15 protein-coding genes are annotated in these 12097 nt (G+C 60.7%); 2 read left to right on the top strand and 13 right to left on the bottom strand.

Annotated elements, in window-relative coordinates; genetic code table 11:
* Window positions 1–18 precede the first annotated feature (18 nt).
* From metW to CQ009_RS00140, 6 genes are all read right to left on the bottom strand, one after another.
* Window positions 19–639, bottom strand: a complete 621-nt coding sequence (metW, locus tag CQ009_RS00165; protein WP_095121520.1) for a methionine biosynthesis protein MetW — start codon at window positions 637–639, stop codon at window positions 19–21.
* A 7-nt stretch (window positions 640–646) separates the two neighbouring features.
* A complete protein-coding gene (locus CQ009_RS00160) occupies window positions 647–1786 on the bottom strand; it encodes a homoserine O-acetyltransferase (protein ID WP_105704578.1) in 1140 nt (379 codons plus the stop codon).
* A 228-nt stretch (window positions 1787–2014) separates the two neighbouring features.
* Window positions 2015–2311, bottom strand: coding sequence for a DUF167 domain-containing protein (locus CQ009_RS00155; RefSeq protein ID WP_007913642.1), 297 nt, complete (start codon window positions 2309–2311; stop codon window positions 2015–2017).
* Complete coding sequence (locus CQ009_RS00150; RefSeq protein ID WP_064388077.1) at window positions 2308–2898, bottom strand: YggT family protein; 591 nt, start codon at window positions 2896–2898, stop codon at window positions 2308–2310. Before CQ009_RS00150 ends, CQ009_RS00155 begins: the two co-directional genes overlap by 4 nt.
* A gap of 10 nt (window positions 2899–2908) precedes the next feature.
* Window positions 2909–3727, bottom strand: coding sequence for a pyrroline-5-carboxylate reductase (gene proC / locus CQ009_RS00145; RefSeq protein ID WP_105704577.1), 819 nt, complete (start codon window positions 3725–3727; stop codon window positions 2909–2911).
* 23 nt (window positions 3728–3750) lie between these two features.
* Entirely contained in the window at window positions 3751–4437 is a 687-nt protein-coding gene (locus CQ009_RS00140) for a YggS family pyridoxal phosphate-dependent enzyme (RefSeq protein ID WP_105704576.1), read from the bottom strand.
* A gap of 56 nt (window positions 4438–4493) precedes the next feature.
* On the opposite strand from CQ009_RS00140, the gene CQ009_RS00135 reads away from it, so the two are divergent.
* The gene (locus CQ009_RS00135) at window positions 4494–5528 is read left to right on the top strand and encodes a type IV pilus twitching motility protein PilT (protein WP_105704575.1); all 1035 of its coding nucleotides are present in this window, start codon (window positions 4494–4496) and stop codon (window positions 5526–5528) included.
* Between the two features lie 125 nt (window positions 5529–5653).
* Here the strand turns inward: CQ009_RS00135 and CQ009_RS00125 are convergent, their stop codons facing one another.
* Window positions 5654–6271 (bottom strand): C40 family peptidase, encoded by a 618-nt coding sequence (locus CQ009_RS00125; RefSeq protein ID WP_105704573.1) that lies wholly within the window; start codon window positions 6269–6271, stop codon window positions 5654–5656.
* Window positions 6272–6537: 266 nt separating this feature from the next.
* Here CQ009_RS00125 and CQ009_RS00120 point away from each other — a divergent pair, with 266 nt between their 5' ends.
* Complete coding sequence (locus CQ009_RS00120; protein WP_161806643.1) at window positions 6538–6951, top strand: TM2 domain-containing protein; 414 nt, start codon at window positions 6538–6540, stop codon at window positions 6949–6951.
* A gap of 93 nt (window positions 6952–7044) precedes the next feature.
* Here the strand turns inward: CQ009_RS00120 and CQ009_RS00115 are convergent, their stop codons facing one another.
* From CQ009_RS00115 to CQ009_RS00090, 6 genes are all read right to left on the bottom strand, one after another.
* Window positions 7045–8316: a dihydroorotase gene (locus CQ009_RS00115; protein ID WP_105704572.1), complete on the bottom strand. Its 1272-nt coding sequence runs from the start codon at window positions 8314–8316 to the stop codon at window positions 7045–7047.
* On the bottom strand, window positions 8313–9317 hold the full coding sequence (locus tag CQ009_RS00110) for an aspartate carbamoyltransferase catalytic subunit (RefSeq protein WP_007913665.1): 1005 nt from the start codon (window positions 9315–9317) through the stop codon (window positions 8313–8315). Before CQ009_RS00110 ends, CQ009_RS00115 begins: the two co-directional genes overlap by 4 nt.
* Window positions 9318–9344: 27 nt before the next feature.
* Complete coding sequence (gene pyrR, locus CQ009_RS00105; RefSeq protein ID WP_034153653.1) at window positions 9345–9851, bottom strand: bifunctional pyr operon transcriptional regulator/uracil phosphoribosyltransferase PyrR; 507 nt, start codon at window positions 9849–9851, stop codon at window positions 9345–9347.
* Window positions 9852–9931: 80 nt separating this feature from the next.
* Window positions 9932–10369: a Holliday junction resolvase RuvX gene (ruvX, locus tag CQ009_RS00100; protein ID WP_064589634.1), complete on the bottom strand. Its 438-nt coding sequence runs from the start codon at window positions 10367–10369 to the stop codon at window positions 9932–9934.
* Complete coding sequence (locus CQ009_RS00095) at window positions 10369–10941, bottom strand: YqgE/AlgH family protein (RefSeq protein WP_105704571.1); 573 nt, start codon at window positions 10939–10941, stop codon at window positions 10369–10371. Before CQ009_RS00095 ends, ruvX begins: the two co-directional genes overlap by 1 nt.
* A gap of 171 nt (window positions 10942–11112) precedes the next feature.
* Window positions 11113–12012, bottom strand: a complete 900-nt coding sequence (locus CQ009_RS00090; protein WP_105704570.1) for an energy transducer TonB — start codon at window positions 12010–12012, stop codon at window positions 11113–11115.
* Between the last annotated feature and the right edge of the window lie 85 nt (window positions 12013–12097).

The following is a 12097-nucleotide window of genomic DNA, read 5'->3' as shown; positions in this document are numbered from 1 at the left end:
TCCTCGAAATGACGGGATTCAGACCGCGACTTTGTGGTCTGCAAGCTGCGGGCTGCTGACGCGGTAGATACCGATCTCACCTAACAGATTAGGCCATAGCTTACTGGCCCACCCGTGGCGGTGCTGTTGATCCACGGCAAGCCGATCAATGACCTTCGCATCACGTTCGCGGCAAAGTTCTTCAAAGTCTTCGAAGGTGCAGAAGTGGATGTTCGGCGTGTTGTACCAGGTGTACGGCAGAAACTCGGAGACCGGCATGCGGCCCTTGCTCGCCAGGTACCAGCGGCAGCGCCAGTGACCGAAGTTCGGGAAGGTGATGATGCATTGGCGACCGACCCGGAGCATTTCGTCTAGGATCTTGTCCGGGTAGTGCACGGCTTGCAGGGCCTGGGTCATGACGACGATGTCGAAACTGTTGCTGGCGAAGTTGCCCAACCCCTTGTCCAGATCCTGCTCGATAACGTTGACGCCTTTGGCCACGCACTCGGCGATGTTGTCGGCGTCGTTTTCCAGGCCATAACCGGTGACGTTCTTGTTGTCGCGCAACCAGGTCAGCAACTCGCCGTCACCGCAGCCCAAGTCGAGGACGCGGCTGCCGGCGGGGATCCATTCCTGGATGATTTCCAGATCAGCTCTCATGGCTTTCTCACAACGTGATGCGGTTCATGTAATTGCCGAACGCCTGCAAGTAGCGCGGGATCGGAATCAGGAAGGCGTCGTGGCCCTGCGGCGCACCGATCTCCAGATAGCTGACGTCCTTGCGCGCCGCCATCAACGCATCCACCAGCTCCCGCGAGCGGGCCGGGGAGAAGCGCCAGTCGGTGGTGAACGACATCACGCAAAATTTTGCCGTGGCGTTTTCGAAGGTTTTCGCCAGGTTATCGTCGAAGTTCGCCGCCGGATCGAAGTAGTCCAGCGCCTTGGTCATCAATAGATAGGTGTTGGCGTCGAAGCGTCCGGAGAACTCTTCGCCCTGATAACGCAGGTAGCTTTCGACCTGGAACTCGACGCTGTGGAAGTCGTAGTTGAGCTTCTCGCTCTTCAACCCACGGCCGAATTTCTCGCCCATGGAATCGTCGGACAGGTAAGTGATGTGGCCGACCATGCGTGCGAGCATCAAACCGCGCTTGGGGATCACGCCGGCTTCCTGGAACGAACCGCCGTGGAACTCAGGGTCAGTCAGGATCGCCTGGCGCGCGACTTCGTTGAAGGCGATGTTCTGCGCCGACAGCTTCGGTGCCGAGGCGATGGCCAGGCAGTGACGCACGCGATCCGGGTAAGTGATGGTCCATTGCAACGCCTGCATGCCGCCCAGGCTACCGCCGATCACCGCCGCCCACTGGCCGATGCCGAGCAGATCAGCGAGGCGAGCCTGGCTGTGCACCCAGTCTTCCACGGTGAGTACCGGGAAGTCGGCGCCGAACGGTTTGCCGGTCTCCGGGTTGATGCTGCTCGGGCCGGTGGAGCCGTTGCAGCCGCCCAGATTATTCAGGCTGACCACGAAGAATTTATTGGTGTCGATCGGTTTGCCGGGGCCGATGCAGCTGTCCCACCAACCGGGTTTACGGTCGTCGACGCTGTGATAGCCAGCGGCGTGGTGGTGACCGGACAAGGCGTGGCAAATCAGTACGGCGTTGCTCGCTTGCGCGTTCAGCGTGCCGTAGGTTTCGTAGATCAGGTCATAGGCGGCCAGCGAACGGCCACAGGCCAGCGCTAGCGGTTCGCTGAAGTGCGCGGTTTGCGGCGTCACCAGACCAACAGAATCGGGGGGAAAGGCAGTTGGCATCGACCCTGCTCTCGTTGAAATGAGGCGTAAGTCTAAAGACCGGGGGGGTTAGCGGCAAGCGGCCCTCACCCTAGCCCTCTCCCAGAGGTAGAGGGGACCGACCGAGGTGTTCTTTTGAGCTACGCCGACCTGATCTATCCGGGCTGAACTCAGGTTCCGAAAACACCCTGGATCGGCTCCCTCTCCAGGGGGAGAGGGCTGGGGTGAGGGGCACAGACGCCGCAAAACTCAAGACAAGCGCCCAACCAACCCCGGCAAATCCGGCAACTTCTTCGGCGAGCAGATCTTCACCCGCTTCTGCCGGTTCAACTCACCACTGAGCAAACTGACCTGGCTCTTCGAAACGCCAAATGCCTTGGCCAGAAAGCCCATCAGGTAAGCATTGGCCTTGCCCTCGACCGGCGGCGCAGTCAGCCGAATCTTCAGACGATCGCCGTGCAGCCCGGCGAAGTCATCGCTGCGGGCTGCCGGTTGCAGGTGACACTCGAGGATCAAGTCGTCACCGTCCCATCGAAACCAGCTCACATCAGCAGACGGAGGATTTCCGGCATCATCGTCATCGCCGCCAGATTGTTGATCACCAGCATGTCGATCAGCTTCAGCGCCAGGAAGGCGAAGATCGGCGACAGATCCAGACCGCCGAGATTCGGCAGGATTTTGCGGAACGGCGCCAATGCCGGTTCGCAGATCTGATTAACCAGCTCAGCACCCGGATTGTGGCTGCCCGGCGCGACCCACGAGAGGATCACGCTGATGATCAGGGCGAAGAAGAAGATCTTCAGGAACAGCGCGGTCACCCCGATCAGCGACCAGATCACCAGTTGCAGCGGGTTACCGGTGGTGCCGTAAGTCAGCAGCAGGGTCAGCGCCATCAGCGCCAGTTGCACCAGAATCGCCAAGACCAGCGACGACATGTCGAGGCCGAACAGGCTCGGGATGATCCGGCGCAGTGGCTTGAGCAGCGGCTGGGTGGCTTTGACGATGAACTGGCACAGCGGGTTGTAGAAGTTCGCCCGCACCAGTTGTAGCACGAAGCGCAGCAGCACGATCAGCAGGTACAGACTGCCGAGGGTTTGCAGCACGTAAACCGCTGCAGTGTTCAATCCAATCATGTAAGGCTCCTTATTTGCCCAGTTGTTCGGCCATTTCGGCCGAGCGGTGCGCGGCGGCGCCGAGTGCGGTTTCGACCAGGGCTTCAAAGCCATTGGCCTGGAATGATTTGATCGCGGCTTCGGTTGTGCCATTTGGCGACGTCACGCGACGGCGCAGTTCGGCGGCGTCGACATCGCTGGAAACCGCCATGTGTGCGGCGCCCAAGGCAGTTTGCAGAGTCAGTTGTTCAGCAACGTCCTTCGGCAGGCCGAGTTTGACGCCGGCAGCGGTCATGGCTTCGATCAGCAGGAAGAAGTACGCCGGGCCGGAACCGGACACCGCAGTGACCGCGTCCAGTTGCTGCTCTTCGTCGAGCCACAGGGCGATGCCCACGGCGGACAGCAGCTCCTCGGCTTGCTGACGTTGTTCGGCGGTCACTTCGCTGGTCGCATACAAACCGCTGACACCCTGACGCAGCAGCGCCGGGGTGTTCGGCATGCAGCGCACGATCGGCTGCTCGCCGAGCCACGCGGTCATGCTTGCGCAAGTGATGCCGGCAGCAATCGACACCACCAGTTGATTCGGTTTCAGGCTCGGGCGAATCGCCTCGCACACGGCTTTCATCGCCTGCGGCTTGACCGCCAGCACGATCACATCGACGCCGTCGATGGCCTGAGGGTTGTCGGCGAAGGTCTCGATGCCGTGTTCAGCGCTGACCTTGGCGCGGGTTTCTTCGCCCGGATCGCTGGCGCGGATCTGCGCCGCTTCCAGACCTTTGGCGCGCAGGCCGCCGATCAGGCTGGCCGCCATGTTGCCCGCACCGATAAACGCAATACGTGTGTTGCTCATGTGTGGTCCTTATCTGGAAACGTTCAAGATTGGGAATAATCGCGGGCGCCGAACAGGGCCGTACCGATACGCACCCAAGTGGCGCCTTGGGCAATGGCCGACTCGAGGTCGTGGCTCATGCCCATGGAAAGTGTGTCGAGCGGCAGATCGAGGCTTGCCTGCAATTTCTGCACGGCGGCGAAGGCCGCGTCCTGCTCGGCGCGATCTTCGGTTGGCTCGGGAATTGCCATCAAGCCGCGCAGCTTCAGCCGAGGCAGGGCGCTGATGGCTTCGGCCAGCGCCGGCAGATCCGCCGGGGTGCAGCCGGATTTACTGGCTTCACCGCTGACATTGACCTGAATGCAGATGTTCAGCGGCGGCAGTTCAGCCGGGCGCTGTTCGGACAAGCGTTGAGCGATTTTCAGGCGATCCACGGAGTGCACCCAGTCGAAATGCTCGGCAATCGCCCGAGTCTTGTTCGATTGAATGGGGCCGATGAAGTGCCAGATCAAGGGCAGGTCGGCCAGTTCGAGCTGTTTGCCCAAAGCTTCCTGCAGGTAGTTCTCACCAAAGTCACGCAGGCCGGCGGCATACGCTTCGCGCAACGCCTCGGCGGGTTTGGTTTTGCTCACGGCGAGCAACTGAATGCTGTTTTCGTCGCGGTTCGCAGCGTTGGCTGCTGCCTGGATGCGCGAACCAACCTGAAGAATGTTGTCTGCTATCGTGGACATCAAGAGGCGCCGGCGGTCTGAAGGTTCGCGGCATTCTACTGGAATTGAGGAGCGCTATGGATATCACTGAACTGCTGGCCTTCAGCGCCAAACAGGGAGCTTCCGACCTGCACCTGTCGGCCGGTCTGCCGCCGATGATCCGTGTCGATGGCGATGTGCGGCGGATCAATCTGCCGGCGCTGGATCACAAGCAAGTGCACGAATTGATCTACGACATCATGAACGACACCCAGCGGGTCGACTTCGAGAAACATCTGGAAACCGACTTTTCTTTCGAAGTGCCGGGTGTCGCGCGTTTTCGGGTCAATGCCTTTAACCAGAACCGTGGCGCCGGCGCCGTATTCCGTACGATTCCGTCGAAAGTGCTGAGCATGGACGACCTCGGCATGGGCGATGTCTTTCGCAAGATCACCGACGCCCCGCGCGGGCTGGTGCTGGTCACCGGGCCGACCGGTTCGGGCAAGTCGACCACGCTGGCGGCGATGATCGATTACCTCAATACCCACCGGCATCACCACATCCTCACCATTGAAGACCCGATCGAATTCGTTCACGAATCGCGCAGATGCCTGATCAATCAACGTGAAGTCCATCGTGATACCCGCAGTTTCGCCACCGCTTTGCGCTCGGCGCTACGTGAAGACCCGGATGTGATCCTGGTCGGCGAGATGCGTGACCTGGAAACCATTCGCCTGGCGTTGACCGCTGCGGAAACCGGGCATCTGGTGTTCGGCACGCTGCACACCACCTCAGCGGCGAAAACCATTGACCGGGTGGTCGACGTATTCCCCGGTGACGAGAAGTCGATGGTCCGTTCGATGCTGTCGGAGTCGCTACTGGCGGTAGTCTCGCAGACGCTGATCAAGAAGATCGGCGGCGGGCGGGTGGCGGCCCACGAGATCATGCTGGGCACGTCGGCGATCCGTAACCTGATCCGTGAGGACAAGGTCGCGCAGATGTATTCGGCAATTCAGACCGGTGGGTCGTTGGGGATGCAGACACTGGACATGTGCCTGAAGGATCTGGTGACCAAGGGCTTGATCAGCCGCGAGCATGCGCGGGAGAAGGCGCGTACACCGGATAATTTCTGAGGGAGTGATCGTTCCCACGCTCTGCGTGGGAATGAAGCCCGGGACGCTCTGCGTCCCTGCCGAAGCGGACGCGGAGCGTCCATTGAGGCATTCCCACGCGGAGCGTGGGAACGATCGGTATGGTGTTAGCGCTGAACCACGCGCAGCTGGCTCTGTTCTTTCGGCAACACACGCTTGGCCACTACGTAGTGCTGCTGCCAGTACGGCTTGTTCAACGTATCGATGCTCACCGCTTTGCCACGACGCGGTGCGTGGATGAAGCGGTCGTTGCCCAGGTAGATGGCAACGTGGTTGACCCGACGGCTCTTGATGTTGAAGAAAATCAGGTCGCCCGGCTTCAGATCCTTGCGCTCGACTTTCTCGCCGTGGCCGCTGGCCATGGCATTCGAGGTGCGTGGCAGGTCGAACGTGGCGTCGTTGAACGCGTATTTCACCAGACCGCTGCAATCGAAACCTTTACTTGGGCTGCTGCCGCCCCAACGATAAGGCGTACCGAGGACGTTTACCGCACGGCTCAGCACGTTGCTGCTTTCCTTGCTCGCCATCGGTGGCACCAGCTTGCTGTGGCTCTTGCTGCTCAGCGTGGTGGTTTTGCTTTTGCTGCTTTTGCTCGATGGAGCCGAAGCATGGGATTTAGGAGTAAAGCCGTTAACGTTAGGAAGACGTTGCTCACGATTGGTGGCGTGGGCGGCCAGTGGCATTAATAGGCAGATGGTCAGCCATGTCTTGAAAAATGGTCGCATTAGGCGTGGCTCTTCAGTGATAGCGCGCAACTTTATAACAGAGTTTTTTTTCATTCCGAGTCCGTTGGTCGATTCAGTTGGCAGCCAACGGAACCAAATAAGCGGCAAATGGACGCAATTGTCGGACAGAAGTCAGGTGCTATAAGGCTTTGACGGTAGCAACGGTAACATTTGCCGTACGTCGGCTACCTGTAAAAAAGTCACAAAGAATTCAAGAATATTTATCTATCGTGTGAATCGAGGTCTTCATGAACCGCTATCAACAAATTGCACAGCCGCAAGATACACACAGCAAAGTCATCGGCTATCTGCTGTGGATTTTCGGTTTTACCGGCGCTCACCGCTTCTATTACGGCAAGCCAGTGACCGGGACGATCTGGTTCTTCACCTTCGGTCTGCTGGGGATTGGCTGGTTGATCGACCTGTTCCTGATCCCGGCGATGGATCGCGAGGCGGATCTGCGTTTTACCGCAGGGCCGATCGAATACAACGTGGCGTGGATTCTGCTGACGTTCCTTGGAGCATTGGGCGTGCACCGGATGTATCAGGGGAAATGGATCAGCGGACTGATCTATCTGCTGACGGGCGGGTTGTTCTTTCTTGGCGTGCTGTATGACTTCTGGACGCTGAATGATCAGGTCTCGGTGCGTAACGCCGAAGGCAGAGGCGCCTTCCAGTAAGTCTTCGCGAGCAGGCTCGCTCCTACAGGGGATCTGTGAACGACACAAATCCCCTTTAGGAATGAGCCTGCTCGCGATCGGCTCAACCCGGTATCAAGCCTGGTGACTGATCCGCCCATCCACCAGCGTGTAGCGAACCACACCCGGCAAAGTGTGCCCAATGAACGGGCAATTCTCACCCTTCGACAACCAGCCTTCACCGGCCACCGTCGAAGCCTGCGGATCGAACAGGACGATATCCGCCGCACCGCCCACCGCCAGTTTGCCCGCCGGCAAGCGCAGCGCTTCAGCCGGGCCAGCGCTCAAACGCGCCAGCAAGGTCGGCAGATCCAGCAAGCCATCCTCCACCAGCGTCATCGCCAATGGCAGCAACAGCTCAACACTGCTGATGCCCGGTTCGGTCGCGCCGAACGGTGCCAATTTGGCGTCACGTTCGTGCGGCTGGTGATGGCTGGAGATCGCCGAGACCACGCCGGACTTCACTGCTTCACGCAGGCCATCGCGATCCGCGCGGGTACGTAGCGGTGGCTGCACGTGGTAAAGGCTACTGAAGTCGATCAGCGCTTCGTCGGTCAGAATCAGCTGATACAGCGCGACATCCGCCGTCACCTTCAAACCACGCGCCTGCGCCTGAGCGATCAGGGCCACGCCGCGAGCGCTGGTCAACTGGCTGAAATGCGCGCGCACGCCGGTTTGTTCAACCAGCAACAGATCCCGGGCCAGGGCCACGGTTTCAGCGGTTTCCGGGATCCCCGGCAGGCCGAGGAAACTGGCAACCGCACCTTCGTGAGCCAAACCACCTTCGGCCAGATCATGATCCTGCGAGTTGAAAATCACCGTCAGGTCGAACGTCGCCGCATATTCCAGCGCCCGGCACAGGGTGCGGGTGTTGCGGAAACTCTCCAGACCATTGCCGAACGCCACGCAACCGGCGTCGCGCAGCGCCACCAGTTCTGCCAGTTGCTCGCCGTCCAGACCTTTGCTCAGCGCACCAATCGGGAACACCTTGGTGTTGCCGGCTTCGCGCGCGCGGTCGAGGATCAGTTCGGCCACGGCGGAGGTGTCGAGCACCGGTTTGGTTTTCGGCGGGCAGCACAGGCTGGTCACGCCACCGGCCGCAGCAGCGCGGGTTTCGCTGATGATTGAGCCTTTGCGGCTGTAGCCCGGCTCGCGCAGGGCCACATTCAGATCGACGAGGCCCGGAGCGGCGACAAGGCCTTGAGCGTCGATGGTTTCTACTGCGCTGAAACCGGCCGGGGCCGCGCCGAGGGCGACGATCTTGCAGGCTTCAACGTGAATGTCGGTGATTTGATCCAGGCCGCTGCTTGGATCGATGACGCGTGCGCCGAGAATGCTGAGCTTCACTGGGCGTTCTCCTGCTCGAATTGGCGCTGGGCCGTTTGCCCGCTCATGGCCATGGACAGCACAGCCATACGAATCGCGATGCCGTAGGTGACCTGGTTGAGGATCACCGAGTGCGGGCCGTCGGCCACTGCGGACTCGATTTCCACCCCGCGGTTGATCGGCCCCGGGTGCATGACGATGCAATCGGGTTTGGCCCCGGCCAGACGCGCGGTGGTCAGGCCGAACAGGCGGTAGAACTCGCCCTCGCTCGGCAACAGGCCGCCGGTCATGCGCTCACGCTGCAGGCGCAGCATGATCACCACGTCGACGTCTTTCAGGCCTTCGGTCATGTCGGTGTAGACCTTCACGCCGTATTGCTCGATGCCGATCGGCAGCAGGGTTTTCGGCGCGATCACGCGGATGTCCGGGCAACCGAGGGTCTTCAGCGCGAGCATGTTCGAGCGCGCCACCCGCGAGTGCAGGATGTCGCCGACGATGGCCACCGAGAGGTTTTCGAAACCGCCCTTGTGCCGACGGATGGTGAGCATGTCGAGCATGCCCTGCGTCGGGTGAGCGTGACGGCCGTCGCCGCCGTTGATGATCGCCACTTGCGGGCAAACATGCTCGGCGATGAAGTGCGCTGCACCGGAATCACCGTGGCGCACGACGAACATGTCGGCGGCCATGGCTTCAAGGTTGCGCAAGGTGTCGAGCAGGGTTTCGCCCTTGCTTGCCGACGAGGTCGACACGTTCAGGGTAATCACGTCCGCCGACAGCCGCTGGGCCGCCAGTTCGAAGGTGGTGCGGGTGCGCGTGGAGTTTTCGAAGAACACGTTGCACACGGTCTTGCCGCGCAGCAACGGGACTTTCTTCACCGCCCGGGCACCGACTTCGAGGAACGAGTCGGCAGTGTCGAGGATTTCCGTCAACAACTCGCGGCGCAGGCCGTCGAGCGAGAGGAAGTGGCGCAGCTGGCCCTGATCATTGAGCTGCAGCGGGCGCTTGGTATCTAGAGGCGTCATCGCGAAGGGGACTCTCAATAGGGCGGATTAAAGGTTGAAGTCTTGCAGTTCGAGCGTCAGCGGCTCGGGGCCGGACAGCTTCACCCGCTCGTGGGCGGCCAGCGACAAGGTTGCGCCAACCACGTTCGGGCGGATCGGCAGCTCGCCGGCGTCGAGGTCCAGCAGGCAGACCAGGGTCACGCTGGCCGGGCGGCCGTAGTCGAACAATTCGTTCATGGCGGCGCGGATGGTGCGGCCGCTCATCAATACGTCGTCGATCAGCACCAGATGCTGGCCTTCGATCTCGAAGGGCAGGGCGGACGGGCGCACTTGCGGGTGCAGACCGTTCTGGCTGAAGTCGTCGCGGTAAAAGGACACATCGAGCGTGCCCAGTGGCGCGTCGCTGCCCAGTTCCTTGAGCAAGGCCTGCGCGACCCAGATGCCGCCAGTGCGAATGCCGATGTAACGCGGTTCAGTGATCTCACGCTGGGCAAGGTGCGCCTTGAGGCGGGTCGCCATCTGGCTGATCAGATCGGCGGGATTTGGCAGGCTCATGGTTGCTCCTTGTTGGGGGCGAGTAGGGTCCTTGGACACGACTCGGTTTTTCACTCAAAAGAAAAGCGCCGAAGCGCTTGTCAGGATTCAAACAATGCAGTGTTTTCATCGAGCCAGCCCTGCAACAGCAGAGCGGCAGCGATGGCGTCCACCGGGTTGTCGCGGTAACTGCCTTTCTGGCCGCCACGGGCCAGGCGCTCGCCTTTGGCCTCGAACGTGGTCAGGCGCTCGTCGTGGGTATAGAAGGGCAGGTTGAAGCGGCCATTGAGGCGGCGGGCGAATTTTTCTGCGCGTACGCACATGTCGCTTGGCGTGCCGTCCATGTTCAGCGGCAGGCCGACGACGACGGCGTCGGGTTTCCATTCTTTTATAAGAGCTTCGACCTGGTTCCAGTCCGGCACGCCGTTCTGTGCCTTCAAGGTGCACAGCTCGCGGGCTTGGCCGGTGATGACCTGGCCGACGGCAACGCCGATCTGTTTGGTGCCGTAGTCGAAGCCGAGAATCAGGCGCAGGGCCATCAGGCGTGTCCTGCCTGGCTGGTCAGCAGGCTGAGGTTGATCCCCAGGTGCTTGGCTGCGGCTTCGAGGCGCAATTCGCTGCTGGTGTTGAAGAGGATATCGGCGTCGTACGGGCAGTTCAGCCAGGCGTTGTCGGCGAGTTCCGCTTCCAGTTGCCCGGCTTCCCAACCGGCGTAACCGAGGGCAATCAGGCTTTTTGCCGGGCCGACGCCGTCAGCGATGGCGAACAGCACGTCCTGCGAGGTCGACAGAGCCAGATCGCCGTCCAGCTGCGCGGTGGCCTGGAAGGTCTTGCCCGTCGGGTGCAGGACAAAACCGCGATCGGTCTGCACCGGGCCGCCGATAAAGATCGGTACATGCTGGCACAGTGCTGGCGGGTCGATGTCCGGGCGCAGTTGCTCAAGAATGTCGGCCAGGTTCAGCTCTTGCGGCCTGTTGACCACAATTCCCATAGCGCCATTGGCCGTGTGCTCGACGATGTAGGTCAAGGTGTGGGCAAAGTTCGGGTCGGCCATGTGTGGCATGGCGATCAGGAATTGATGCTTGAGGTAGCTGGGGCTGACGTTTTTCATGTGCGCTAGTGTGGCGTTCGGGGGGCAAACTGACAAGCTGGAGATGTAAGCAACACACCGATCAACTGTAGGAGTGAGCCTGCTCGCGATAGCGGTGTGTCAGTCAAATGTTCAGGTTCTGACATACCGCTATCGCGAGCAGGCTCACTCCTACAGGGGGGCTGTGGTGTGTCAGTTGCTTGAGAGCTTATCGCCCCGGGCGAATTTCCAGGTACGAATGATTTCCAGACGGTCGATATCCGACAAGTCCCCGGTAAACGGGGCAAACGGTGCCGCCAGTCGAACAATGCGCTGCGCCGCCTGATCCAGCAGCGGCTGGCCGGAAGACTCCAGCACCAGCACTTCATACAGCGAACCGTCGCGGTTGATCGAGACCATCAGGCGCAGATTGCCGTAGATCTGCTTGCGCCGTGCTTCTTCGGGATAATTGAGGTTGCCGATACGTTCGACCTTCTTGCGCCAGTCGTCCTTGTACCAGGCACCCTTGTCGCGCATGGTCGACGCCGCGCTCAAGCGGTGAATACGCGGGCGCTTGGCGTACAGCTGTTGTTCCTTGGCCAGTTCGGCTTCGAGGCTGGCGATGTCGCTGGACAGCTGCGAGCTATCGAACTCCGGCGCGTCGACCGTCGGTTTGATCTCGGTCTTGGTTTCTTCTTTCTTGGTCGGCGCCTTTTTCGGCTTCGGCGCAACGGTGGTCACCGCAGCCTTGGGCGCGGCTTCCTGCACTTGCGGCTTGGCGGCCGGTGGCGGGGTGACTTTCTTGACCTGATTGTCCTGGAATGGCGCGACCTCGGTGGTCTTTGGAATCGCCTTCTTGTCCAGCGTGCCGCTGCCTTCCTGATGTTCTTGGGCGAGAAAGTCAGCCTTCTCCGGCTTCTTTTCGCTCTTGAAGGTGGCGAGGGTGATTTCCAGGGTTTTGCTGATTTGCTTGGGCTCGACCATCGTGAAGCCGATGCCGAGCAGCAGCGCCAAGTGGATCAGCGCCGCAAGAAACAGGGTAAATCCGAGGCGATCGGCCGGGCGCACGCCACGGTGGGCGAGTTCTGCGGGCAGATCGGACGGGAGGGTCATGACAAGAAAACCAACATCGCGTTTTTCAGAGGCTGCGCATGATAACGCAATGTTGGTTTCACGCCTTGGGCTTCACGCTTCAAGC

Origin of the sequence: Pseudomonas sp. MYb2 (assembly GCF_002979955.1) — a bacterium.
Classification (GTDB): Bacteria; Pseudomonadota; Gammaproteobacteria; order Pseudomonadales; family Pseudomonadaceae; genus Aquipseudomonas.
The sequence above is the reverse complement of the archived record's forward strand: the minus strand, read 5'-3'. Positions and strand labels throughout refer to the sequence as shown.

Excerpts from the sequence above, each read along its gene's own strand:
- CQ009_RS00110 (WP_007913665.1), bottom strand. The coding sequence starts at position 9,317 with ATGACGCCTCTAGATACCAAGCGCCCGCTGCAGCTCAATGATCAGGGC.
- CQ009_RS00140 (WP_105704576.1), bottom strand. The coding sequence starts at position 4,437 with ATGTCCACGATAGCAGACAACATTCTTCAGGTTGGTTCGCGCATCCAG.
- CQ009_RS00125 (WP_105704573.1), bottom strand. The coding sequence starts at position 6,271 with ATGCGACCATTTTTCAAGACATGGCTGACCATCTGCCTATTAATGCCA.
- CQ009_RS00095 (WP_105704571.1), bottom strand. The coding sequence starts at position 10,941 with ATGAAAAACGTCAGCCCCAGCTACCTCAAGCATCAATTCCTGATCGCC.
- CQ009_RS00160 (WP_105704578.1), bottom strand. The coding sequence starts at position 1,786 with ATGCCAACTGCCTTTCCCCCCGATTCTGTTGGTCTGGTGACGCCGCAA.
- metW (WP_095121520.1), bottom strand. The coding sequence starts at position 639 with ATGAGAGCTGATCTGGAAATCATCCAGGAATGGATCCCCGCCGGCAGC.
- CQ009_RS00090 (WP_105704570.1), bottom strand. The coding sequence starts at position 12,012 with ATGACCCTCCCGTCCGATCTGCCCGCAGAACTCGCCCACCGTGGCGTG.
- pyrR (WP_034153653.1), bottom strand. The coding sequence starts at position 9,851 with ATGAGCCTGCCAAATCCCGCCGATCTGATCAGCCAGATGGCGACCCGC.
- CQ009_RS00135 (WP_105704575.1), top strand. The coding sequence starts at position 4,494 with ATGGATATCACTGAACTGCTGGCCTTCAGCGCCAAACAGGGAGCTTCC.
- proC (WP_105704577.1), bottom strand. The coding sequence starts at position 3,727 with ATGAGCAACACACGTATTGCGTTTATCGGTGCGGGCAACATGGCGGCC.
- ruvX (WP_064589634.1), bottom strand. The coding sequence starts at position 10,369 with ATGGCCCTGCGCCTGATTCTCGGCTTCGACTACGGCACCAAACAGATC.
- CQ009_RS00150 (WP_064388077.1), bottom strand. The coding sequence starts at position 2,898 with ATGATTGGATTGAACACTGCAGCGGTTTACGTGCTGCAAACCCTCGGC.